Origin of the sequence: Vibrio sp. 10N.286.49.B3 (genome assembly GCF_002873395.1) — a bacterium.
In the GTDB taxonomy this organism is placed as follows: Bacteria; Pseudomonadota; Gammaproteobacteria; order Enterobacterales; family Vibrionaceae; genus Vibrio.
Genome location: NZ_MCUV01000001.1, coordinates 466,099 through 490,229, shown reverse-complemented (window position 1 = coordinate 490,229; position 24,131 = coordinate 466,099). Strand labels below are relative to the sequence as shown.

The following is a 24,131-nucleotide window of genomic DNA, read 5'->3' as shown; positions in this document are numbered from 1 at the left end:
ATAATTAACCACTAGAGTTAGAAAACATTTAACCAAATGGCACTTTTGTTAAACGGATGCAATGTTGCGAGTGTTTTTTGAGCTAAGGCTTCTTAAGTTTAGCGGAAATCGGTAACTTAAGAAGCGATCAGGTGTATTAATTAGGCTTTATTAAATGAGGGGGCTAATTGCTTACAAACATGGCGAGCAAAACCACTACCGGCTTCACTATAAATATTGAAAGCGGCATCTACGCCATTCTCGGTGAGTATATCGAGTTGGTCTTGATATTCGGCAATCGCAGCAATTTGACCTTTGAAATGGTTTTGCTTTAGTTGATCAAGTGCTGTTTGGTTGCCTAAATGGTGCGGCATAGCGAGTAAAACAAGCTTAACATTGGCCGTATCTAATATACGCTCCCAAAAATCAGGATCGGTTGCATCTCCGATGATGACATTACGCCCTTGTGCATGATGTCCTGCTACTGACTCTTCACGGACTTCGATGCCTAAACAAATCTTGCCATAACGCGCATGTAACTCATCATAAGCACCTGTGCCAATTCGACCCATACCAAGAATGAGTATTTGTGCATTTCCTGGATTAATTAATTGATCTTTCGGATGAATTTTATCGACAGGAGGATCGACTAAAATGCCTTTCGATTTTTTATACAGTAAGTGTCCAATGCGATTCAGTGGGGAAGAGATGATAAAAGACAGGGAAACAGCAATGGCAATAGCAACTAAAATATCGCCTGATATCCAACCTTGTTTATAGGCGAGCCCACCAACAATTAAACCAAATTCACTGTAGTTAAAAAGAGAAAGAGAGGCGAGCAAAGAAGTGCGAACTCTAAACTTAAAGAGGCTAAATACGGTGAAGTAAAGTAGCCCTTTAAGTGGCAGCAACAACAGAAATAGGATCGCGAGTACAAAGCCTTCTAATGTTGGTTTATCAGAAAGACCAATATTCAAAAAGAAGCAGACTAAAAAGACTTCTTTTAAATTGAAGAGTGATTTAGATAGCTCGGAAGCTTTATTGTGACCAGCTAACAGCATTCCTAGTATTAAAGCACCAAGATCAGGCTTCATACCGACGACCTGAAATAGACCAGCACCTGCAACTAGGGCAAAAAAGATACCGGCTAAAATTAACATCTCGCCATGACCGACATTATCTAAGAGTTTATAGAAAATAGGGCGAAGGAGGGGTAGGGCAAAAAGGGCAAGGCTGTGCCATTCTGGCATTTTACCGGTTGATGCGGTTAAGAAAACAACGGCAAAGATATCCTGCATGATGAGAATACCGATAGCAATAGTGCCATAGGTGGCGTTCATATCTCCTTTTTCTTGCAGGGTCTTAACGGCAAAAACAGTACTTGAAAAAGATAAGGCAAAGCCGAGTAAAACAATTTGCTCAAAAGACATGCCGATTAAAGAAGAGACGCCGAGTACTTTTAAGCCTAGTAATAAAAGAGTAAAGAGACCGGTAGAAAAGAGGTTATGCAAAGTGGCACCGGCCCAAATTTCTTTGGATAAGAGCGTTTTAATATCGAGCTTAAGACCAATAGTAAAGAGCAGAAGGGTAACGCCCAAATCAGCAAGTAGAATTAAAGTGTCATTGGTGTGATAGTCAAAGGCGTGTAATCCAAAACCAGCCAAAAGAAATCCAACTAAGGGGGGAAGTTGGCATTTAAGAGCAATGAAACCTGCAACAAAAGCAACAGAGATAATCAGAGTTAATTCCATAAACAGTTATTTATCCATAATAAAAAAGGGATGCACTAAGTACATCCCAAAATTCTATCAAATTATCATTATTAATACTAAAGGGTTATGAATCTTCTAGCAGCTTTTGTAATAATACGCCATTGAGCATTGCGCGCTTAATCATAGCGAACGCGCCCATGGTTGGTCTCTTATCGATTTCAGAGGCAACAATAGGCAGTGCTTTATGAAAGGCTGTTAATGATTGGTTTTCAATGTTGCGACGAATAGCTGGAAAAACAAGACTTTCTGCAGCCGTAATATCACCAGCAATGATCACTTTTTGTGGGTTGAAAAGGTTAACTGTCATTGCTATCGCTTTACCAAGTTGATTACCCACACGAATTAAACTTTGTTTAGCGAGTTCATCACCGTTTAAGGCATGTTGGCATACATCATTAATGGTGATGTGAGGAAGGTCAGATAAAGATGACTCGTAACCTTGAGCAATGAGTTTTTTCACATGTGCGACAATCGCAGGGTTAGCGGCAACGGTTTCTAAGCAGCCAAAGTTACCACATTGACACTGCTCGCCTAGAGGGTCAATTTGAATATGACCAATCTCACCTACATTACGATTATGGCCTAAAAATACTTGTCCATTGACGATAATACCAGCACCAGTACCGCGATGAACACTGACTAAAATAGAATCTTGGCAATCTTTACTGACACCGAAGTAATGTTCAGCAAGCGCCATTCCTCGAACATCGTTACCAACGAAGCATTCGACTTTGAATGTATCGCGAATAATGTCACCTAATGATAGCTTATCGATATCAGTATTCGGCATATATTCAACAACACCAGTCGTTGGGTTGACCAGTCCGGGTAGGACGACACCAATGGCGATGAGTTGATTTATTTGATATTTTTCTTGCTCAAGGAAATCATTTAAACAAGAGATTAGCCCTTGTAGCAATTGCTCTTGATTTTGGTACTTGAGTTCATGATAAGTGGTTGCAAGTTCTTGACTGCCTAAGTTGTAGAGGCTTACTTGAATATAGTCACGGCCAAGTCGAACGGCAATAGAGTGAAAAGGTTCTACTTCCGTTGTTAATGATATGGCTCGACGTCCTCCTGTAGAGGCTTGTTGCGCGACCTCTTTAATTAGACCGCGCTCAAGAAGCTGGCGGGTTATTTTTGTAACACTCGCAGGTGCAAGTTGACTCACATCCGCTATTTGGATACGAGAGATAGGACCTTGAAGGTCAATGAGTCGATATACTGCTGCGCTATTTAGTTGTTTAACTAAATCTACGTTACCTATTTGTCCGCCATTCATGCTTAATTTTGCTCATATTGTCCGTTAACAACCGTCGCTTGGACATTGAAGTCTCTATCGAACACAGCAAGGTTAGCAACCATTCCTCGTTTAATCAGGCCTAGTTTGTTTTCTACACCAATTGCTGTGGCTGGGTATAATGTTGCCATTCGAAGAGCTTCATCCAATGCGATTCCAGCGTGCTCTACTGTATTTTGTACCGCTTCAATCATAGTTAAAGCTGAGCCGCCTAGAGTGCCATTTTCATCGACACACTTTCCATCACGATAATATACTTTCTTACCAACAAAAATAAAGTATTCCATGTCTGCGCCTGCTGGAGCTGTGGCGTCGGTCACTAATACAAGCTTATTGCCTTTGACTTGGTGGGCAATACGGATGTTTGCATAATCGACATGAAAGCCATCTGCAATAATGCCTGCGTATACATTTGGCGTATCGAAAATAGCGCCAACTACGCCAGGTTCACGACCAACCATAGGTGTCATTGCATTAAAAAGGTGGGTAGCAAAAGTGATGCCTGACTCAAACCCCTTACGCGCCTCTTTATAAGTGGCATTGGTATGACCGATAGAAACCACAATCCCTGCTGCGTGCAAACGCTCAATGTGTTCTGGTTTATTGTTTTCAGGTGCAAGCGTTACTTTCGTCACTAAGTTGCGGTTATCGCAAAGTAGTTGAATCATCTCGTCATCAGACTTGCGGATGTGATCGGCACTATGAATGCCTTTTTTCATGACATTGAGGTAAGGGCCTTCAAGGTGTAAACCGAGAGAGTGATTATCATATTGGTTTTGATAGTCACGAGCTGCAGTTAGAACACTTCGCATATCTTCATCTGATGATGTGATCAGTGTTGGTAAAAAGCTCGTGCAACCCGATTTCAAATTGGCTTGGTGCATAATGTGGATAGTATCGGCATTAATTTCGTCATTAAGCATCACTCCTCCACAGCCATTTAACTGTAAATCAATAAATCCAGGGCTTAAGTTTGCTCCATTAAGATCTTTAACCTCAATTCCTGCCGGTAAATCAGCGAGAGAACAAATCTGCTTGATAAGATTGCCTTCAATAATGACCGCATGATCGGTTAAAACATCATTACCAGTAAATATTTTGGCATTAGTTAATGCATACATGGCGAGTTAGTCCTTATTTTTGATAATTTGAATAATCGAGTATGTTGCTATCTTTATCTGCTGATTTTTTATGCCTTATAAAGACTTATTTTTCTTACAGTATTTAGATAACAGGTTCTTCTTTCTGCACATCAACTGAAACAGCAAAGAAGTAATCAACCTATTGATAGATTAAGTTTATTTATTAACTAAGCGAATGTAATTATGTCGCTTATTACGTCTAAATGCTACCGATATTAAAATAACGTGATGGAGATAACGAATCAGTTAGTGTTTATATTAGCTTTGTTTGTATCATTTTTCGCATGATAAAATAAGTTTTATGATCTGGCTAGCAAAATCCTAGTAACTAAACTAAAACTGGTGATTATGATCACAAATGACCACCTTTTAATTTGCGAAGCGAAATTAAAAACATACACTGAACAGGACTAAATTGAGTGACTAAAAAAAGTCCTTAACCAAAAAATTAAAGTCCTATAGGGAGAGTTTATCGTGAATGTACTTGGATATTTTCAAAAAGTAGGTAAAGCACTGATGGTTCCAGTTGCTACATTACCTGCAGCAGCAATTTTAATGGGTATCGGTTACTGGATTGATCCTGTTGCATGGGGTGGCAATAACGCTCTAGCAGCATTTTTAATTAAAGCTGGTGCCGCTATTATTGATAACATGTCGATTCTATTCGCAATTGGTGTTGCGTATGGTATGTCGAAAGATAAAGATGGTGCAGCGGCATTATCGGGTTTTGTAGGTTTCTTAGTTGTAACAACACTGCTTTCACCTGGGGCAGTCGCTCAGATTCAAGGCATTGACCCAAGCGCAGTACCAGCAGCGTTTTCTAAAATTGAAAACCAGTTTGTAGGTATCTTAGTTGGTATTGTGTCTGCTGAGATCTATAACCGTTTCTCTACTGTCGAGCTGCATAAAGCGTTAGCCTTCTTCTCTGGTAAGCGCTTAGTTCCTATCTTGACCTCTTTTGCTGGTATTGTTATCGCATTTGCTCTGATGTATGTATGGCCTGCGGTTTACGGTGGTCTGGTCAACTTCGGTGAAACTATCCAAGGTATGGGCGAGCTAGGTGCTGGTATCTACGCATTCTTTAACCGTCTACTTATCCCTGTCGGTTTACACCACGCTCTAAACTCAGTTTTCTGGTTTGATGTAGCTGGTATTAACGATATTCCAAACTTCCTTGGTGGCGCAAAATCGATTGCTGAAGGTACTGCAACGATTGGCGTAACGGGTATGTACCAAGCTGGTTTCTTCCCAATTATGATGTTTGGTTTACCAGGTGCTGCACTTGCTATGTACCACACATCAAAAGCTAAGAACAAAGAGAAAGTCGCTTCTATCATGATTGCTGCCGCTTTCGCATCATTCTTTACTGGTGTTACTGAGCCTCTAGAGTTTGCGTTTATGTTCCTTGCACCGGCACTTTATGTTCTTCACGCATTACTAGCGGGTATCTCAGTTTACATTGCGGCATCTATGCAGTGGATTGCTGGCTTCGGTTTCTCTGCTGGTCTTGTCGATATGGTTCTATCGACGCGTAACCCACTTGCCGTTAATTGGTACATGTTGATTGTACAAGGTCTAGTTTTCTTCGGACTGTACTACTCAATCTTCCGCGCTGTTATCGTTAAGTTTGACTTAAAAACACCGGGTCGTGAAGATGATGAGCAGACTAGCTCAGCGGTTACAGGTTCTAAAGATACAAGCAAGCTTGCAAAACAATACCTAAAAGCACTAGGTGGTCATGAAAACCTAGAAAATATCGATGCATGTATCACACGCCTACGTCTTACTCTAAAAGACAGCAACGTTGTGAACGAGAAAACATTAAAAGCATTGGGAGCGATGGGGGTTGTACGTTTAGGTTCAAATAACCTACAAGTTATCCTTGGTCCACTGGCTGAAATAGTCGCTGGTGAGATGAAAACGATTGCTGCAAGTGAAGATTTATCTGATATCGAGCTACCTTCTTTTAACTAAAGTAAGATAGCGATACTTTGAAGCCTCCCAATGGGAGGCTTTTTTATTACTGCTAACTTAGAAGCAAGGTCAGATAGTGGTTATATTAAAAGGACTATCACTATAAAACGGGTATTTTTTCAAGTTAAATAGCGATGATGCAGCGAGCAGGGGAGTCAGCTTAGCGTGCGGAATCACCGTCATATTGATCACTTTGACTATAAATAGGCGAAGCGAAGCTCTTTTATTCATCAATAGGGGAAATAATCGTAAGAAATTGACGGTTCTTATTGTGCAAAGGTCTAGAATTGTGGATCATTGCTAACTATATATATTCTGACAATACTAAAAACTAGAGGTGCTATAGATGAGTGAAGCTGAGGCTCGTCCATCAAATTTTATTCGCCAAATTATTGATAAAGATCTGGCTGATGGCAAACACACAAGTGTGCATACTCGTTTTCCGCCTGAACCGAATGGTTACCTTCATATCGGTCATGCGAAATCTATCTGTTTAAACTTTGGTATTGCTCAGGACTATCAAGGGCAATGTAATCTTCGTTTTGATGATACAAACCCTGAGAAAGAAGACGTTGAATACGTTGAGTCAATTAAGAATGACGTAAGCTGGTTAGGTTTTGATTGGTCTGGTGAGATTTGTTACTCATCAAACTACTTCGATAAGCTTTATAGCTATGCAGTTGAATTAATTAATAAAGGCTTAGCGTATGTTGATGAGCTAAGTCCTGAGCAAATGCGCGAGTACCGTGGTACGTTAACGGAAGCTGGTAAACACAGCCCATACCGTGATCGTGCTCCAGAAGAAAACCTAGCACTCTTTGAAAAGATGCGTGATGGCGGCTTTAAAGAAGGCGAAGTTTGTCTACGTGCTAAAATCGATATGGCATCTCCATTTATGGTTATGCGCGATCCGGTTATTTACCGTGTACGCTTTGCTCATCACCACCAAACGGGTGATAAATGGTGCATTTACCCAATGTACGATTTCACTCACTGTATTTCGGATGCGCTAGAGGGTATCACTCACTCGATCTGTACTCTTGAATTCCAAGATAACCGTCGCTTGTACGATTGGGTTCTAGATAACATCACGATTGACTGCCAACCTCGCCAGTATGAATTTAGTCGTTTAAATTTAGAATACACGGTAATGTCTAAGCGTAAGCTAAACCAACTCGTTACTGAAGAGTTAGTTAATGGTTGGGACGATCCTCGTATGCCGACTATTTCTGGTTTACGTCGTCGTGGTTTCACTGCTGCTTCTATTCGTGAATTTTGTAAGCGAATTGGTGTGACTAAGCAAGAAAACATGATCGAATTTGGTTCATTAGAATCATGTATTCGTGATGATTTAAACGAAAATGCACCACGTGCAATGGCTGTTTTAGATCCAATCAAAATTGTGATTGAAAATTTTGATGCTGCTGAAACACTGTCGGTTGCTAATCACCCAAACAAGCCAGAAATGGGAACTCGTGAAGTACCATTTACGCGTGAAGTTTGGATTGAGCGTGATGACTTCCGTGAAGAAGCAAATAAGAAATACAAGCGTTTAGTTCTTGGTAAAGAAGTTCGTCTACGTGGTGCTTATGTGATTAAAGCAGAGCGCATTGAAAAAGATGAGCAAGACAATATCACGACGATTTACTGTACTTACGATTCAGAAACGTTGGGTAAAAACCCAGCCGATGGTCGTAAAGTTAAAGGCGTGATCCACTGGGTATCTGCAGAGCAAGGTATACCAGCTGAGATTCGTTTATATGATCGTCTATTCACCGTTGCAAATCCAGCAGCGGCAGATGATTTTGCGGCGACACTAAACCCTGAATCACTTGTTGTTATGAATGGTTTTGTTGAGCCTAACTTAGCAACGGTTGCACCAGAAGCAGGTATTCAGTTTGAACGTACTGGTTACTTCTGTATGGATAACAAAGACTCTAAGCCAGAAGCATTAGTCTTTAACCGTACTGTTGGTCTACGTGATACGTGGGCAAAAGCAGATAGCTAAGCGGACTCGTTAGTTACTACGATTGGTATAACTAATCGCCAATAAAAAACCAGCTCATGAGCTGGTTTTTTTATGCATGAAATCTAATCCAAGGCAATCAAATGATTAATATAAACAGTATGATATTTTTATATTATTTAATTGCTTTGTGCGCGTCTGGGTTATCCTTACAAGTACCGTCACCACATTTACCGTAAAGGTATAAACTATGGTTAGTCAGGCGGACATTGTATTTCGCGGCAATTTCTCGTTGGCGCTGTTCGATAATATCATCGGAAAACTCAATAACAGCGCCACAATCCAAGCAAACTAAGTGATCGTGGTGATGTTGTGATGATAGTTCAAATACGGATTTACCACCTTCAAAATGATGGCGAGTAACAATGCCGGCATCATCAAATTGGTTCAATACGCGATATACGGTTGCTAATCCAATCTCTTCGCCAAGATCGATCAGTTTTTTATATAAATCTTCAGCACTGACATGTTGGCAATCCGGTGCTTGTAATACTTCTAAAATTTTGAGCCTTGGAAGGGTAACTTTTAGTCCAGCATTTTTTAGTGCTTGGTTATTATCTGACATATTCTTTCCCATGTTGATCTGCTGGTTACGAACAGAAATCCATACTTTCATTATTATAGGTTAGTCTGCTTCAACAATAAACCACGAACTTCAAAGGGTTATTACCTACTTTATTAATCATGATGTCTGTCAGCGTTTATTGAGATATTGGCAGCTATAAACTAGGAATTGATACAAATAATAGGCTCTAGATAGCCTTAGAAAGCAGCAGATAGGATAAAAAATAGACTTGAAATAAAAAATCCTGACTTTAATTAAAAAATCAGGATTTCGTTATCAGTTGGCGAGATTAATGATTAATCGGCTAACTCAGAAAGGCACATTTCATCATTAAGTTGAGCAACCCAGCTAGTTACACGCTGCTCAGTTAATTCTGGTTGGCGATCTTCATCGATACATAGACCAACGAATAGTGAATCATCACCTTCAACTAAGCCTTTAGAAGCTTCGAACTCATAGCCTTCAGTTGAGGTATTACCCAAGATTGTACCGCCTTTTGCTTCAACGATATCACGGATATTACCCATAGCATCACAAAAGTATTCAGCGTAATCTTCTTGGTCACCACAGCCAAAGATAGCAACTAATTTTGTAGAAAAATCAATTGCTTCAAGTTCAGGGAAGAAGTCATCCCAATCACATTGAGCTTCACCATAGTACCAAGTTGGAATACCCAGGATAAGAAGATCAAAGTTATCAATATCTTCTTTACTACTTTTTGCGATATCTTGAACGTGAACAAGTTGCTTGCTCAGTTGCTTTTGAATCATTTTAGCAACAGCTTCAGTGTTACCTGTGTCGCTACCAAAGAAGAGACCTACACTTGCCATAGAATCATTACCTTTAATTTAATCTGTTGTTGGCGAGAGATATTAGGGATTAACCTAATCCTGCACCTTCCCAAGTTAACTGAATAATGCCTTTAGCGATAAACCCAGCGCAACCTAAAAACAGTACAGCCCATACAATTCGACGACCATATGCAGGAACATTGCCTTGTTGTAAGACATCTTTAATTGCCATACCGATTAAAAAAAAGATAGCAGCAAAAAGAAGATCCAGACCAAGAGATTCCAACATATTGATATTGTCGTAAAGCATATCATCCCTTTTATGCCAATTTTACTTGTGTGCACTATAGCATTGTTAATAGGGAAAGTTAATCCACCTCACTCCTCATAATGTGACTTAATTTAATACAGTCAAGCTTTCACTTAGCCCTGTAAAAACTTGCGAATCACTCTTAAAACTTCTTTTGGCTTTTCGGCATGTAACCAGTGACCGGTTCTGGCAATAATATGCGCTTTGGCATGGCTAAATTGTGCTTGGATTGCACTTTGATGTTCAGGCAGCAGATAGTCAGAATCCCCCCCTTTGATAAATAGCGTTGGTGTACTTGTTTGCTCTATTGTTTGCCAGTTCATAATTTGATCATATTGGTTATATAGAGCTGCGACATTGAAATGCCAACTCATGACATTATCATCGGATCTTTTCAGCGACTTACTTAAAAATTGACGTACACCTTCAATTTTAATCTCTTCACTTAACAGTGTGAGTGCTTCGAGGCGTGTCGTTGGCTTTGAATTGATGACCTTCTGCAAACCTAAAAAGACGTTAGCGTGTCGATTTTCGTAATAGGGCACTGGGGACATATCCAATACGATGAGATCTTTGATCTGTTGTGGTGAAATATCGACCATTTTCATCGCAACTTTGCCTCCCATCGAGTGGCCAATCACACTCACAGAAGATAAATTAAGATCTTTAATTAACGATATAACATCTTCTGCCATAAGCTGGTAATTATGTTGATCAGAGTGAAAAGATTTACCATGATTCCTAAGATCAACGCTAAGTACTTGATGATCTTGGCATAGATCTCTTGCAAGTAAGCCTAAGTTATCTAAATTACCAAATAAACCATGGATCAAAACTATGGTGTGACCCTCACCTTCGAGTTTATAGTTGAGCTGTACTGACATTTTATCTTATTCGTGATGGGTTTAACGTAGAGTATCCGTGCGGATCTCGCTATAATCCCAAAGAGTTTAAACATTGAGATTGTGAAAAGCGAATGAAAACAATTGAGGTTGATGAGGATCTATACCGTTTTATAGCTAGCCAAACACAACATATTGGTGAAAGTGCATCAGATATCTTACGCCGTTTGTTAGATATGGATGCCCAGCAGCAAGTACAGGTACAGGTTGTTCCTGTTCAAGTTGTAGATGAGCCTAAAGGTATAGTCGTAAGTAAAGATGCTGGTAATGTGACAAAGGTTGATGAAGTAAAAGAGATGCGTTCTCTGCTTATTTCTGATGAGTTTGCGGCATTAAATAAAGCAATTGATCGGTTCATGCTAGTGCTATCGACATTGCACCGTATTAATCCAAGTAGCTTCTCTGAAGCCACTCAAGTTAAAGGCCGTAAACGCGTTTACTTTGCCGATAATGAAGAGACGTTACTTGCACACGGTACAACGACAAAACCAAAAGCGATTCCTAATTCTCCGTTTTGGGTAATTACGAATAACAATACGAGTCGAAAACAACAAATGGTTGAGCAGTTGATGAGCAGAATGAGCTTTCCTGCTGAATTAATTGAAAAAGTAACAGGTTCAATTTAAAGAAATCTGATTTAAGCCTCATAGTTAACGATTAAACCACGTTATTATGAGGCTTTTTTTGTTTTGGTTATTTTATATAAAAAAGGATGTCACATAATGGCTATACACCCTCGTGCGGGACAAAAAGCCCTGCAAGAAGATTTGCATAACATACCGGCTTTAGTTGCGAATTATTTTTTGATTCAACCTGATGCAAATAATGCTGATCAAAAAGTATTATTTGGTACTTCAGGGCACCGTGGCACAGCAGATAAAGGTTCATTTAATGAAAACCATATCTTAGCTATTGCTCAAGCGATTGCGGAAGTACGTGCAGAAAAAGGAACAAAAGGTCCGCTGTTCTTGGGTAAAGATACGCATGCTCTATCAGAGCCAGCTTTATCAAGTGCCATTGAGGTATTTATTGCCAATGGTGTGGAAGTTATTATGCAAGAAGATAATGGCTTTACTCCAACACCTGGGATCTCTCATGCTATTTTAAATTTTAATCGTAAGCATGATGAAAAAGCAGATGGCGTTGTTATTACTCCATCACACAATCCACCTCAAGATGGCGGTATTAAATACAACCCAACTCACGGTGGCCCTGCTGAAGGTGAACTAACGCAAGCTATCCAAGATCGTGCTAACGTTATTATTGCTGAAGAGATGCAAGGTGTTAAGCGTTTACCTATTGCACAAGCACGTTTATCTCCTTTATTTAAAGAAGTTGATCTTGTCGCTCCATATATCGAAGATTTAGTTAATGTTATTGATATTGAAGCGATCCAAAAAGCAAAACTAAAATTAGGTGTTGATCCTCTTGGTGGTTCTGGCATCGATTACTGGCGTCAAATTGGTAAAGCATTCAACTTAGATCTAACGCTAGTAAGTGAAGCGATTGATCCATCATTCCAATTTATGTCATTAGATAAAGATGGCGCGATCCGTATGGATTGTTCATCGCCTTATTCAATGTCGGGCTTATTGGGTCTTAAAGATAACTACGATCTTGCTTTTGGTAATGATCCTGATTATGACCGTCATGGTATCGTTACTCCAAAAGGCTTAATGAATCCAAACCACTTCCTCGCTGTTTGTATTGATTACCTATACCGCCACCGTGAAGGCTGGGGTAAAGAGGTTGCTGTTGGTAAAACACTGGTATCAAGTGCTCTAATTGACCGCGTGGTTGCTGATCTAGGTCGTGAACTATGCGAAGTGCCAGTGGGCTTTAAATGGTTTGTTGATGGTCTGTATAACGGTTCATTTGGCTTCGGTGGTGAAGAGAGTGCTGGTGCTTCTTTCTTACGTAAAGATGGAACGCCTTGGTCGACAGATAAAGATGGTATTATCTTATGTCTACTTGCCGCTGAAATTACGGCTGTAACAGGTAAGAACCCGCAAGAGTATTATGAAGAGTTAGCGGCTAAGCACGGTGAATCAGCTTACAACCGTATCCAAGCGGTAGCGAACGGTGCTCAAAAGTCGGTATTATCTAAACTGTCACCAGAGATGGTTTCAGCGCAAACCCTAGCTGGTGAAGCTATCACTGCTCGTTTGACTCATGCTCCAGGTAATGGTGCTGCGATTGGTGGTCTGAAAGTAACAACTGAAAATGGTTGGTTTGCTGCTCGCCCATCAGGAACAGAAGATGTTTACAAAATTTATTGTGAAAGCTTTAAAGGCACTGAACATCTGAAGTTAATTGAAGCGGAAGCACAAGATATTGTTAATCAAGTATTTGCTGACGCTGGTTTATAAGCGCTAGTTTATTTATTGAGAAGATAAAAAGGAGCCGAATGGTTCCTTTTTTTATCTCTATTGTCAGCGTACTGAAATTTGATAATTACATCCCTGATCCCTGATATTAAAAATTAGGGGTATTAAACATTAGGCCATGTATCTGGGACAATAAACCAAAACTCTCCTGATAAGGTTTGTGCATGGATAAATCTATCTTTAACTGGGCTAGCTAAAGTGGCCTGAATGGACTTACCGATAATCCACTCGGGTTTGCTTAGTTGATATAATGGTTGATTAATAAGGTGCTGTTGATGTGCAAAGCACCAGTAGCCATTCATGCGCAGAGGATTGATCGTGACGCCTAAGCATGTGCTAGGGATCTCCTCGTTTAGAAAAGGATTACAGTACAAACGCCCCTGCATTAATAATTTAGCTTCAAGGTTGGACCATTGTGGGTATTGCTGCTGAAAGCTAATCGAGTGAGACATGGCTAATTGATGGGTAAGCATATGGTTAAGCTTTTTATCTAATCGGTCATGGGCATTTGGTCCAAACCACTGGCCGTGATAAAGAAGATAAAACTTAATGGCGACTTCCCAATGCTCTAATTGGTCTGCTCGTTGATTGTGTAAAATAAAATCGATAGCACCAAGTGTTTTCTTATTGTCATGTATTTGAATTTCTTCGGCTAAAATAGAGTGGTCATGGTGAGTAAAAAGCTTGGCACAAACATCTTGATATAGAAAACCTAATCGGGAGTTTCCTTGATATTCAACGCTCGGGAATGGCAAGGATTGGTGATGAGGAAAACCGTTAACAATTGGCTCATCAGAGATAAATAGACTAGGCGTATCTAAAACCCATTGAGACAGCATTTGATACTGATTCATATCATCCTCTCATTTGATTTCAGTATATTAAAATGACATAGTGCCGAGAATACCCTTAGTTCTATATCAACATATTAGGTGTTAATGATGAAGACATTACAGCTAGAGCAAGTATTAAACCAAAAGTTATCCCCTCATCTAATTAAAGACTATTGCCCGAATGGATTGCAAGTGGAAGGTCGCGATAATATTAAGCGAATTGTCACCGGTGTGACGGCTTCCCAAGCATTGATTGATAAAGCGATAGAACTTAAAGCTGATGCCTTATTGGTCCATCATGGTTTCTTCTGGAAAGGGGAAACCGAGTCGATTTGTGGCATGAAAGGAAAGCGAATTAAGGCACTGATTCAAAATGATATTAATCTTCTTGCATACCACCTTCCATTAGACATCCATCCAGAGCTCGGTAACAACGCTCAGTTGGCTCAATTGCTTGATATTGAAGTCATTGGTGGTCTAGAAGGTCATCCGCAGTCTGTAGCGATGCACGGGCGTTTTTCAAGCCCTTTAACCGGTCAACAACTTAGTGATCGTTTAAGCTCTGTTTTACAGCGTAGTGCTCTGCATATTGCGCCAGAGAATAGGGATAAACCAATTCAAACCGTTGGTTGGTGTACGGGTGGTGGTCAGGATTATATTGATTTAGCCGCAAAAGAAGGCTTGGATGCTTTTATATCTGGTGAAATATCGGAACGTACAACTTATAGCGCACGTGAGCAAGATATTCATTATTTCTCAGCTGGTCATCATGCAACAGAACGTTATGGTGTTAAAGCGCTAGGTGAGTGGTTGGCTAAAGAGTATGGATTTGACGTTGAATTTATCGATATTGATAATCCGGTATAGCCAATATAAATAACGGCTATCAGTTAGTGGGATTCCCCTATATTGATGCAAATGGACTCAATAAAAAAGGCAGCTTTTATGAAGGCTGCCTTTTGTTTTTTTATGCTATCTATTTTAGGACGAGACAGCTATTTGATAATCAAAAGACTATTCACGTTCATGAAGTGGTTTGAATGGACGTTGCTCTTCACCAGTATAAAGCTGACGAGGGCGACCAATACGATTTGTTGGATCTTGATGCATCTCATTCCAATGCGCAATCCAGCCAATAGTGCGTGACATGGCAAAAATTACGGTAAACATAGATACAGGGATACCGATAGCTTTCAAGATAATACCAGAATAGAAATCGACATTAGGGTAAAGCTTCTTCGAAACAAAATATTCGTCAGATAAAGCAATACGCTCAAGTTCCATGGCAACATCAAGCAGTGGATCTTGGATATTTAACTCTTTAAGTACATCATGACAAGCTTCACGCATTACCGTCGCTCGTGGGTCGTAGTTTTTATAAACACGGTGCCCAAAGCCCATTAAGCGGAATGGATCATCCTTATCTTTTGCTCGTGCGACATACTCTTCAATTTTATCGACAGTACCGATCTCTTCCAACATACGCAGACATGCTTCATTAGCACCCCCATGCGCAGGTCCCCATAAAGAAGCAATACCAGCAGCGATACAAGCAAACGGGTTAGCGCCTGATGAACCAGCAAGACGAACCGTTGACGTCGATGCGTTTTGCTCATGATCTGCATGCAGAGTGAAAATCTTATCCATAGCACGAGAAACAATAGGGTTTACATCATACTCTTCACATGGGTTAGCAAACATCATGTGCAGGAAGTTTTCTGCATAGCTAAGTTCATTGCGTGGATAAATGAAAGGTTGCCCAATCGAATATTTATAACACATCGCTGCCAAAGTCGGCATTTTAGATAATAAACGGTAGGCTGTTATTTCACGGTGAACATCGTTGTTGATATCAAGAGAGTCATGATAAAACGCAGCGAGAGCGCCAACAACACCACACATGACAGCCATAGGGTGAGCATCACGGCGGAAACCGTGGAAAAAGCTAGCAATTTGTTCATGCACCATAGTGTGGCGCGTGACTATTTGTTTAAAGTCTTCGTATTCATCTCGAGTTGGTGCTTGACCATTTAAAAGGATGTAGCACACCTCTAAATAGTCGGCATTATTCGCAAGTTGATCAATTGGGTACCCACGGTGGAGCAGGATGCCTTTATCACCATCAATGAAAGTGATTTGAGACTCACAAGATGCAGTGGCAAGAAAACCAGGGTCAAATGTAAAATAGCCGTTTGAACCCAATTTACGAACATCAATTACTGGAGTACCGAGTATTCCTTCTGTAATTGCTAGCTCAATTGGTGCTTGACCTTCGATATGAAGGGTCGCTTTCTTATCCGCCATAACAATCTCCTTTGTTTATAGTTTTATATCCATCCAGGATGTTTATGCTGACATTTTTTACTGATCTTAAGCGCTAAAGTCAATTTTTCTACAGCTTTGTGTGCACTTGTTATGATTTTTTACATTAATTTTGCGAAAAATACGTCCTATGTGGCATTATTTGTTACGCTAATTGTAAAGAATTGTTACCGGTCGTATAGTTACAAAATAAACTTGAATGAAACCTTTAAACTCAAGGCAAGAAAAGAATTATAGCCGTATTTTTAGGCTTGAATTTCATCGCTGTTTTACACATTTCGCATAGTAGTATAGGACTAAATGTTAAGCGTATGTTGTTTTTTATGGTTTTGTGCAAGATTTAAACTCAAGAAGTGCGTTAGAGTCATTTTTGTCGCACTTTCATTTATAACAATAATGCTCAATGGAGCTGAGTGAGCAAGCCCGTGAAAGAAAGAAAGGCAAGACCTGTTAATCTCGATTTACAGACAATCCACTTTCCAATCGCTGCAATTGCATCGATTGTACACCGCATCTCCGGTGTGATGACTTTTGTCGCAATTGGAATTTTACTTTGGCTACTATCTATTTCTCTTCATTCCCAAGATGGTTTTATCCAAGCACAGAATATTGTAGATGGCTTTTTTGTTAAGTTTATCTTATGGGGAATCCTGACAGCCTTGGCTTACCATATTGCTGGTGGTATTCGTCACTTAATTATGGACTTAGGCTATTGCGAGGAACTTGAATCTGGTCTTAAAAGTGCAAAAGTTGTTTTCATTGCAACGGGTGTACTTTCATTATTAGCAGGGGTTTTAGTATGGTAAATCACGTCTCATCATTTGGGCGTAATGGTGTTCACGATTTTTTATTGATTCGTGCTACTGCCATTATTATGACCCTATACACTATTTATCTTATTAGCTTTTTTGCCTTTTCTGGAACGCTTTCTTACGCAGATTGGACGCAGTTCTTTGGCGGTATCTTTACTAAAGCTTTTACTATGCTAGCACTGACCTCAGTATTAATTCATGCCTGGATTGGCTTATGGCAAGTCCTCACTGATTACATCAAATGTGCCAAGTTACGTAGTGGTTTACAGCTTTTGGTTGTTGCGATTTTATTTGGCTATTTATTTTCTGGTTTCTTTATTTTGTGGGGTGCTTAAGTGACTATACCTGTTCGTGAATTTGATGCAGTTGTTATTGGTGCTGGTGGTGCAGGTATGCGCGCAGCATTACAAATTTCAGAGCAAGGTCTCTCATGTGCCTTGTTATCTAAAGTTTTTCCAACTCGTTCTCATACCGTTTCAGCGCAAGGGGGGATTACAGTTGCACTCGGTAATGCCCATGAAGATCACTGGGAACAGCATATGTACGACACCGTTAAAGGTTCTGATTATATTGGTGACCAAGATGCGATTGAGTACATGTGTAAAAATGGTCCTGAATCCGTTATTGAGCTAGAAAAGATGGGCTTACCTTTCTCTCGCTTTGATAATGGCTCTATCTATCAACGTCCATTTGGTGGTCAATCAAAGAATTTTGGTGGTGAACAAGCTGCTCGCACTGCCGCTGCCGCGGACCGCACGGGGCACGCACTATTACATACGCTTTATCAACAAAATATTAAACACAAAACCACCATTTTTTCTGAGTGGTATGCCCTTGATCTTGTAAAGAATGATGAGGGTGCCATTCTAGGTACAACAGCATTATGTATGGAAACCGGTGAAGTCTGCTATTTCAAATCAAAAGCAACCATATTGGCAACAGGTGGCGCCGGGCGCATTTATGCCTCAACCACCAATGCACATATCAATACTGGCGACGGTGTTGGCATGGCTATTCGTGCTGGTGTGCCGATGCAAGATATTGAAATGTGGCAATTCCACCCGACAGGTATAGCAGGTGCGGGGGTACTGGTAACGGAAGGGTGTCGCGGTGAAGGTGGTTATTTATTGAATAAAGATGGTGAGCGCTTTATGGAGCGTTATGCCCCGAATGCCAAAGATCTTGCCGGTCGTGATGTTGTCGCTCGCTCAATGATGATTGAGATCCGTGAAGGTAGAGGCTGCGATGGGCCGTGGGGACCACATATTAAACTGAAGCTCGATCACTTGGGCCAAGAAACATTAGAGTCGCGTCTACCTGGTGTTTGTGAATTATCACGAACATTTGCGCATGTCGATCCTGTTAAAGAGCCTATTCCTGTGATCCCAACTTGTCATTATATGATGGGTGGAGTACCGACTCAGGTTTCCGGACAGGCAATTAAGCAAGATCAAAATGGTTTAGATGTTGAGATACAGGGGCTATTTGCTTGTGGAGAAATTGCTTCGGTATCAGTGCATGGCGCGAATCGATTAGGTGGTAACTCATTATTAGATTTAGTGGTCTTTGGTCGAGCAACAGGGCTTCACCTTGGTGAGACACTGAAAAAGCAAGCAGAGGCAAAACCTGCAACAGATGCTGATATTGAAAAATCCTTGGTGCGCTATAATCGCTGGGAAAATAGTACCGGTGGGGAAGATCCAGCGCAAATTCGTAAAGACTTGCAGCAATGTATGCAAAATAATTTTTCGGTATTTCGTGAAGGTGAGGCAATGGCAAAAGGTTTAGAAGAACTAAAAGTTATTCGTGAACGTTTGAAAAATGCTTACCTTTCTGATAAATCTAAAGAATTCAATACACAACGAATTGAATGCTTAGAGTTAGAAAACTTAATGGAAACGGCTTTTGCTACAGCGATAGCTGCAAATTATCGAACAGAAAGTCGTGGAGCACATGCTCGCTTTGATTTCCCAGAGCGTGATGATGCTAATTGGCTATGTCATTCTATCTATAATCCTGACACTGAGATGATGGCGAAGCGTAATGTCAATATGGAACCTGTGTATCGTGATGCGTTCCCACCCAAAGCTCGCACATACTAGGAGAGGTAAGCACTATGAAAGTTAAGTTCTCTTTGTATCGATACAATCCTGACATTGATCAAAAGCCACATATGAAAGAGTATGACTTAGAGGTTGAGGAAGGCTCCGATATGATGGTGTTAGACGCTCTTATTGCCTTAAAAGAGCTTGATCCATCGATAGCGTTTCGCCGTTCTTGCCGAGAAGGGGTTTGTGGCTCCGACGGTTTGAATATGAATGGGAAGAACGGTCTGGCTTGTATTACACCACTTTCGGATTTACAAACTCAAGACATGGTCGTCATTCGCCCATTACCAGGTTTGCCTGTTGTGCGCGATTTGATTGTTGACATGACTCAGTTCTATGATAATTATGAGAAAGTTAAGCCATTTTTAGTTTCAGATGGTAATCTACCTCCAGCGCGTGAAAATTTACAATCACCGGAGGAGCGGGCACACCTCGATGGACTGTATGAATGTATTATGTGTGCATGCTGTACGACATCATGCCCATCATTTTGGTGGAATCCTGATAAGTTTATAGGTCCTGCTGGATTGCTGGCGGCTTACCGTTGGCTAATTGATAGTAGGGACACTGCAACCGATGAGCGTTTATCAAATCTTGATGATGCATTCAGCGTTTTTCGTTGTCATGGCATTATGAATTGTGTCAGTGTTTGTCCTAAAGGTTTGAATCCAACAAAGGCGATTGGGCATATTAAATCTATGCTGGTTAGTCGCTCTGTTTAAAATATGAATAATACGCTGATATGAAAGTATCAGCATTTTCTCGCTCAGCATCATTGCAGCGAATGAAAAACCACTGGTTAAGGGAAAATATGCACAACGGCGTGATGAAGGCATGGCTCGAGTCTTCACACTTGGCTGGCGCCAATGCAACGTATGTAGAAGAACTCTACGAATTGTATCTTAGTGATCCTGATTCGGTTAGTGATGAATGGAAGCGTGTCTTTGATGAGTTGCCTTCGCAACCTCAAGAAGTGGTAGAACAACCACACTCACGTGTCCGTGAATACTTCCGTCGGCTCGCAAAAGAAACTAAGCATTACAATGTCCAAGTTAGTGATCCTGATGTCGATGCAAAACAAGTAAAAGTACTGCAGCTCATAAATGCCTATCGTTTCCGAGGGCATCAAGCCGCAAATTTAGATCCTTTAGGGTTATGGAAGCGTGCTCCAGTCGCCGATCTCGACTTAGAGTTCCATACGCTTACAGAAGATGATCTTAATGAAACCTTTAATGTAGGGTCACTTGCTATCGGTCAAGAGACCATGGTTCTAAGGGATTTATACCAAGCACTAAAACAAACCTATTGCGGTTCGATCGGTGCAGAATATATGCACATGACCAATACAGAGCAAAAGCGTTGGATTCAACAACGTTTAGAATCTGTATCAGGTCAACCTTCCTTTAATCTCGAAGAGAAAAAAACATTTCTTGATGAACTCACCGCTGCAGAAGGTTTAGAGCGCTACCTAGGTGCGAAATTCCCAGGAGCTAAGCGCTTTTCTCTTGAAGGTGGTGATGCCTTAATCCCAATGACAAAAGAGTTAATCCGCCATGCTGGTAGTACTGGTATGCGCGAGGTTGTGGTTGGAATGGCTCACCGTGGTCGTTTGAATATGCTCGTCAATGTATTAGGGAAAAAACCTCAAGATTTATTTGATGAGTTTGCTGGTAAGCATGATGACTCATGGGGTACGGGTGATGTTAAATACCACCAGGGCTTCTCTGCTGACTTTGCTACGCCAGGTGGTAACGTCCATTTAGCCCTTGCTTTTAACCCTTCTCATCTTGAAATTGTCAACCCTGTGGTTATTGGTTCAGTACGAGCGCGCCAAGACCGTTTAGGTGATAAAAACGGTAGTAGTGTATTACCGATAACTATCCACGGTGATTCAGCCATTTCTGGTCAGGGTGTAGTACAAGAGACGTTTAATATGTCTCAAGCTCGTGGCTTCTGTGTGGGTGGAACGGTTCGTATTGTTGTTAATAACCAAGTTGGTTTCACCACATCAAACCCAAGAGATACTCGTTCGACGATGTACTGTACCGATATTGCCAAAATGGTACAGGCACCTATTTTCCACGTTAATGCTGATGATCCAGAAGCCGTTGCTTTTGTTGCTCGCATAGCACTTGATTATCGAAATACTTTTAAGCGTGATGTTGTGATTGATCTGGTTTGTTATCGCCGTCATGGTCATAACGAAGCGGATGAGCCTAATGCAACTCAACCTTTGATGTATCAAAAGATCAAAAAGCATCCTACACCGCGTAAGCTATATGCCGATGTGCTTATCGATCGTAATGAATTTGATATCGAAACCGCGACTCAATTGGTTAATGAATATCGAGATGCTCTTGATCATGGTGAAGTTGTGGTTAAAGAGTGGCGTCCAATGGCTCTACACTCTGTTGATTGGTCACCTTATATTGGCCATGAGTGGAATATGGCATGGGCAGATAAAATAGACTTAGAGCGTTTGAGAGCACTCGGTAATAGCGTTTGCCAATATCCAGAGAGCCATAAACTGCATAGCCGTGTGAATAAGCTCTACAACGATCGCCAATCAATGATGGACGGTGAAAAACCACTAGATTGGGGTATGGCTGAAACACTGGCCTATGCAACAATTGTTGATGAAGGCAAACGCATTCGTATTTCAGGGCAAGATTCTGGTCGCGGAACGTTTTTCCATCGCCATTCAGTACTTCATAGTCAAAATGACGCGAGTACTTATATGCCATTGGCTAATGTGCATGATAATCAAGGTACTTTCCAAGTCTTTGATTCGGTTCTATCAGAAGCGGCAGTGCTGGCATTTGAGTATGGCTATGCAACGGCAGAGCCTGGCGGTTTAACGCTGTGGGAAGCTCAATTTGGTGATTTTGCCAATGGAGCCCAAGTTGTTATTGATCAGTTCATATCATCAGGTGAGCAAAAGTGGGCGCGTTTATGTGGTTTAACTATGCTACTTCCACACGGCTATGAAGGTCAGGGGCCTGAGCACTCATCAGCACGATTAGAACGTTATTTGCAGCTATGTGCTGAACAAAATATGCAAGTGGTCGTTCCGTCTACACCTGCGCAGGTTTACCATATGCTGCGTCGTCAGGTCGTGCGCCCTATGCGTCGTCCGCTGATTGTGATGTCACCGAAATCCTTGCTGCGCCATCCTCTATGTACTTCAACATTAGAAGAGCTGGCAACGGGAACATTCCAAGCTGCTATTCCAGAAGTTGATAATTTACCAACCGATAAAGTCAAACGCGTTGTTTTCTGTTCGGGCAAGGTGTATTACGACTTACTTGATCAGCGACGTAAAAGCGAACAAGACGATATTGCTATTGTACGTATTGAGCAGATTTACCCATTCCCGACAGAAGAAGTTGAAGCTGCAATAGAACGTTATACCAATGTTGTTGATTATGTATGGTGTCAAGAAGAGCCACAAAACCAAGGTGCTTGGTACTCTAGCCAGCATAACTTCCGTGCCGCAATTCCAACAGGGGCTGATCTGAAATATGCAGGGCGTCCTGCTTCAGCATCACCTGCCGTTGGTTATATGTCGGTACACTTGAAACAACAAAAAGCGTTAATCGATGACGCGCTGACCCTAGATTAAGAGCTAGAAGTAAAAGGAAGACACGGATATGACAATAGAAATTCTGGTTCCCGATTTACCTGAATCAGTAGCCGATGCTACCGTTGCCACATGGCACAAAAAACCGGGCGAGGCAGTTGCTCGAGATGAAGTTATTGTAGACATAGAGACAGACAAGGTTGTTCTTGAAGTACCAGCACCAGAGGCAGGTATTTTAGAGGCTATTTTTGAGGAAGAAGGGGCAACGGTTCTTTCCAAGCAGCTACTGGCACGCATTCAAAAAGGTGCAGTTGCAGGTGAACCGACGAAAGATACGACTTCAGCGACAGAGTCATCACCAGATAAGCGCCATAAAGCGGCATTAACGCAAGAATCAAATGATGCGCTTAGCCCAGCCGTTCGACGCTTATTAGCAGAACATAGCTTGCAGGCCAGCGATGTTAAAGGTAGTGGAGTCGGTGGGCGAATTACGCGTGAAGATATTGAAGCGCATCTAGCGGCAAAATCAGCACCGAAAGTTCCAGAGGCTGCTGCAGTTCAAGCGCCTAAAGCAGGACGTACTCAAAAACGCGTAACCATGACGCGCTTGAGAAAAACCGTTGCTAAGCGTCTGCTGGAAGCAAAAAACAATACTGCCATGCTTACCACTTTTAACGAAGTGAACATGAAGCCAATTATGGATCTACGTAAGCAATACAAAGATCAATTTGAAGAGCGTCATGGTACTCGTTTAGGCTTTATGTCTTTTTACGTTAAAGCCGTTACCGAAGCATTAAAGCGTTACCCAGAAGTCAATGCATCTATTGATGGTGAGGACATTGTTTATCATAACTACTTTGATATCAGTATGGCGGTATCTACACCTCGTGGTCTTATCACGCCTGTTCTAAAGGATTGCGACACACTAGGCTTTGCTGATATTGAAAAAGGCATTAAAGATCTTGCGATTAAAGGTCGTGATGGTAAGTTGACGGTTGATGAGCTAATGGGCGGTAACTTTACGATTACTAACGGTGGTGTGTTTGGCTCTTTGATGTCAACACCAATTATTAACCCACCACAAGCAGCCATTCTTGGTATGCATAAAATCCAAGATCGTCCAATGGCTGTTAATGGTAAGGTTGAAATTTTACCCATGATGTACTTAGCCCTTTCTTATGATCATCGCTTAATTGATGGTCGTGAGTCAGTTGGGTTCTTAGTTACAATTAAAGAGCTACTTGAAGATCCAGCTCGCCTATTACTTGATGTTTAAGCGCTTTATTTTCTAAGCGTTAAGTTTATAGCCGATAGAGTATCAAATAGGC

The 24,131-nt window shown here is 41.1% G+C and carries 20 protein-coding genes; 11 read left to right on the top strand and 9 right to left on the bottom strand.

The genetic code is table 11. The annotated features are described in order from the left end of the window. Window positions 1–140 precede the first annotated feature (140 nt). The 3 genes from BCU68_RS02115 to nagA all read right to left on the bottom strand — a co-directional run bounded on the left by BCU68_RS02115 (window position 141) and on the right by nagA (window position 4,172). Complete coding sequence (locus BCU68_RS02115; protein WP_102563126.1) at window positions 141–1,730, bottom strand: cation:proton antiporter family protein; 1,590 nt, start codon at window positions 1,728–1,730, stop codon at window positions 141–143. 85 nt (window positions 1,731–1,815) lie between these two features. Beyond that, window positions 1,816–3,033: an ROK family protein gene (locus BCU68_RS02110; protein ID WP_102563125.1), complete on the bottom strand. Its 1,218-nt coding sequence runs from the start codon at window positions 3,031–3,033 to the stop codon at window positions 1,816–1,818. A 2-nt stretch (window positions 3,034–3,035) separates the two neighbouring features. Then, window positions 3,036–4,172 (bottom strand): N-acetylglucosamine-6-phosphate deacetylase, encoded by a 1,137-nt coding sequence (gene nagA / locus BCU68_RS02105; RefSeq protein WP_102563124.1) that lies wholly within the window; start codon window positions 4,170–4,172, stop codon window positions 3,036–3,038. Between the two features lie 495 nt (window positions 4,173–4,667). On the opposite strand from nagA, the gene nagE reads away from it, so the two are divergent. Continuing rightward, on the top strand, window positions 4,668–6,167 hold the full coding sequence (gene nagE / locus BCU68_RS02100) for an N-acetylglucosamine-specific PTS transporter subunit IIBC (protein WP_102563123.1): 1,500 nt from the start codon (window positions 4,668–4,670) through the stop codon (window positions 6,165–6,167). Between the two features lie 346 nt (window positions 6,168–6,513). Beyond that, window positions 6,514–8,175 carry a glutamine--tRNA ligase gene (gene glnS / locus BCU68_RS02095; RefSeq protein WP_102563122.1) on the top strand — a complete coding sequence of 554 codons (1,662 nt, stop codon included), beginning with the start codon at window positions 6,514–6,516 and terminating at the stop codon, window positions 8,173–8,175. A gap of 133 nt (window positions 8,176–8,308) precedes the next feature. Here glnS and fcrX read toward each other — a convergent pair whose 3' ends face one another. The 4 genes from fcrX to BCU68_RS02075 all read right to left on the bottom strand — a co-directional run bounded on the left by fcrX (window position 8,309) and on the right by BCU68_RS02075 (window position 10,743). Next, the gene (gene fcrX, locus BCU68_RS02090; protein ID WP_102563121.1) at window positions 8,309–8,758 is read right to left on the bottom strand and encodes a ferric iron uptake transcriptional regulator FcrX; all 450 of its coding nucleotides are present in this window, start codon (window positions 8,756–8,758) and stop codon (window positions 8,309–8,311) included. Between the two features lie 296 nt (window positions 8,759–9,054). Next, window positions 9,055–9,588, bottom strand: a complete 534-nt coding sequence (fldA, locus tag BCU68_RS02085) for a flavodoxin FldA (protein WP_102563120.1) — start codon at window positions 9,586–9,588, stop codon at window positions 9,055–9,057. A gap of 49 nt (window positions 9,589–9,637) precedes the next feature. Beyond that, on the bottom strand, window positions 9,638–9,859 hold the full coding sequence (locus tag BCU68_RS02080) for a DUF2788 domain-containing protein (RefSeq protein WP_102563119.1): 222 nt from the start codon (window positions 9,857–9,859) through the stop codon (window positions 9,638–9,640). 113 nt (window positions 9,860–9,972) lie between these two features. Beyond that, window positions 9,973–10,743, bottom strand: coding sequence for an alpha/beta fold hydrolase (locus tag BCU68_RS02075; RefSeq protein ID WP_102563118.1), 771 nt, complete (start codon window positions 10,741–10,743; stop codon window positions 9,973–9,975). A gap of 92 nt (window positions 10,744–10,835) precedes the next feature. Between BCU68_RS02075 and seqA the strand changes: the two genes are divergently transcribed. Then, the gene (gene seqA, locus BCU68_RS02070; RefSeq protein ID WP_102563117.1) at window positions 10,836–11,387 is read left to right on the top strand and encodes a replication initiation negative regulator SeqA; all 552 of its coding nucleotides are present in this window, start codon (window positions 10,836–10,838) and stop codon (window positions 11,385–11,387) included. A 96-nt stretch (window positions 11,388–11,483) separates the two neighbouring features. After that, complete coding sequence (gene pgm, locus BCU68_RS02065; protein WP_102563116.1) at window positions 11,484–13,130, top strand: phosphoglucomutase (alpha-D-glucose-1,6-bisphosphate-dependent); 1,647 nt, start codon at window positions 11,484–11,486, stop codon at window positions 13,128–13,130. Window positions 13,131–13,252: 122 nt separating this feature from the next. On the opposite strand, the gene BCU68_RS02060 is transcribed toward pgm, so the two are convergent. Then, window positions 13,253–14,002, bottom strand: coding sequence for a DUF1853 family protein (locus BCU68_RS02060; protein WP_102563115.1), 750 nt, complete (start codon window positions 14,000–14,002; stop codon window positions 13,253–13,255). 87 nt (window positions 14,003–14,089) lie between these two features. Here BCU68_RS02060 and BCU68_RS02055 point away from each other — a divergent pair, with 87 nt between their 5' ends. After that, window positions 14,090–14,848 (top strand): Nif3-like dinuclear metal center hexameric protein, encoded by a 759-nt coding sequence (locus BCU68_RS02055; RefSeq protein ID WP_102563114.1) that lies wholly within the window; start codon window positions 14,090–14,092, stop codon window positions 14,846–14,848. Between the two features lie 147 nt (window positions 14,849–14,995). Here the strand turns inward: BCU68_RS02055 and BCU68_RS02050 are convergent, their stop codons facing one another. Further along, on the bottom strand, window positions 14,996–16,285 hold the full coding sequence (locus BCU68_RS02050; protein ID WP_102563113.1) for a citrate synthase: 1,290 nt from the start codon (window positions 16,283–16,285) through the stop codon (window positions 14,996–14,998). A gap of 431 nt (window positions 16,286–16,716) precedes the next feature. On the opposite strand from BCU68_RS02050, the gene sdhC reads away from it, so the two are divergent. The 6 genes from sdhC (at window position 16,717) to odhB (ending at window position 24,079) form a co-directional block, all read left to right on the top strand. Continuing rightward, window positions 16,717–17,109 carry a succinate dehydrogenase cytochrome b556 subunit gene (gene sdhC, locus BCU68_RS02045; RefSeq protein ID WP_102563112.1) on the top strand — a complete coding sequence of 131 codons (393 nt, stop codon included), beginning with the start codon at window positions 16,717–16,719 and terminating at the stop codon, window positions 17,107–17,109. Next, entirely contained in the window at window positions 17,103–17,450 is a 348-nt protein-coding gene (sdhD, locus tag BCU68_RS02040; protein ID WP_102563111.1) for a succinate dehydrogenase, hydrophobic membrane anchor protein, read from the top strand. The genes sdhC and sdhD overlap by 7 nt, the downstream gene beginning before the upstream one ends. Then, a complete protein-coding gene (gene sdhA, locus BCU68_RS02035) occupies window positions 17,451–19,217 on the top strand; it encodes a succinate dehydrogenase flavoprotein subunit (RefSeq protein WP_102563110.1) in 1,767 nt (588 codons plus the stop codon). A 14-nt stretch (window positions 19,218–19,231) separates the two neighbouring features. Beyond that, window positions 19,232–19,945 carry a succinate dehydrogenase iron-sulfur subunit gene (locus BCU68_RS02030; RefSeq protein ID WP_102563109.1) on the top strand — a complete coding sequence of 238 codons (714 nt, stop codon included), beginning with the start codon at window positions 19,232–19,234 and terminating at the stop codon, window positions 19,943–19,945. Window positions 19,946–20,034: 89 nt separating this feature from the next. Beyond that, window positions 20,035–22,845, top strand: a complete 2,811-nt coding sequence (gene sucA / locus BCU68_RS02025; RefSeq protein ID WP_102563173.1) for a 2-oxoglutarate dehydrogenase E1 component — start codon at window positions 20,035–20,037, stop codon at window positions 22,843–22,845. Window positions 22,846–22,873: 28 nt separating this feature from the next. Continuing rightward, window positions 22,874–24,079, top strand: coding sequence for a 2-oxoglutarate dehydrogenase complex dihydrolipoyllysine-residue succinyltransferase (gene odhB / locus BCU68_RS02020; protein ID WP_102563108.1), 1,206 nt, complete (start codon window positions 22,874–22,876; stop codon window positions 24,077–24,079). The last annotated feature ends 52 nt before the right edge of the window (window positions 24,080–24,131 follow it).

Bases quoted from the DNA above. Each gene is read 5' to 3' on its own strand.
- sdhD (WP_102563111.1), top strand. From the start codon at position 17,103: ATGGTAAATCACGTCTCATCATTTGGGCGTAATGGTGTTCACGATTTT.
- BCU68_RS02050 (WP_102563113.1), bottom strand. From the start codon at position 16,285: ATGGCGGATAAGAAAGCGACCCTTCATATCGAAGGTCAAGCACCAATT.
- BCU68_RS02110 (WP_102563125.1), bottom strand. From the start codon at position 3,033: ATGAATGGCGGACAAATAGGTAACGTAGATTTAGTTAAACAACTAAAT.
- BCU68_RS02080 (WP_102563119.1), bottom strand. From the start codon at position 9,859: ATGCTTTACGACAATATCAATATGTTGGAATCTCTTGGTCTGGATCTT.
- nagA (WP_102563124.1), bottom strand. From the start codon at position 4,172: ATGTATGCATTAACTAATGCCAAAATATTTACTGGTAATGATGTTTTA.
- BCU68_RS02075 (WP_102563118.1), bottom strand. From the start codon at position 10,743: ATGTCAGTACAGCTCAACTATAAACTCGAAGGTGAGGGTCACACCATA.
- BCU68_RS02055 (WP_102563114.1), top strand. From the start codon at position 14,090: ATGAAGACATTACAGCTAGAGCAAGTATTAAACCAAAAGTTATCCCCT.
- sucA (WP_102563173.1), top strand. From the start codon at position 20,035: ATGCACAACGGCGTGATGAAGGCATGGCTCGAGTCTTCACACTTGGCT.
- odhB (WP_102563108.1), top strand. From the start codon at position 22,874: ATGACAATAGAAATTCTGGTTCCCGATTTACCTGAATCAGTAGCCGAT.
- BCU68_RS02115 (WP_102563126.1), bottom strand. From the start codon at position 1,730: ATGGAATTAACTCTGATTATCTCTGTTGCTTTTGTTGCAGGTTTCATT.
- BCU68_RS02060 (WP_102563115.1), bottom strand. From the start codon at position 14,002: ATGAATCAGTATCAAATGCTGTCTCAATGGGTTTTAGATACGCCTAGT.
- seqA (WP_102563117.1), top strand. From the start codon at position 10,836: ATGAAAACAATTGAGGTTGATGAGGATCTATACCGTTTTATAGCTAGC.
- glnS (WP_102563122.1), top strand. From the start codon at position 6,514: ATGAGTGAAGCTGAGGCTCGTCCATCAAATTTTATTCGCCAAATTATT.
- fldA (WP_102563120.1), bottom strand. From the start codon at position 9,588: ATGGCAAGTGTAGGTCTCTTCTTTGGTAGCGACACAGGTAACACTGAA.
- fcrX (WP_102563121.1), bottom strand. From the start codon at position 8,758: ATGTCAGATAATAACCAAGCACTAAAAAATGCTGGACTAAAAGTTACC.
- pgm (WP_102563116.1), top strand. From the start codon at position 11,484: ATGGCTATACACCCTCGTGCGGGACAAAAAGCCCTGCAAGAAGATTTG.
- BCU68_RS02030 (WP_102563109.1), top strand. From the start codon at position 19,232: ATGAAAGTTAAGTTCTCTTTGTATCGATACAATCCTGACATTGATCAA.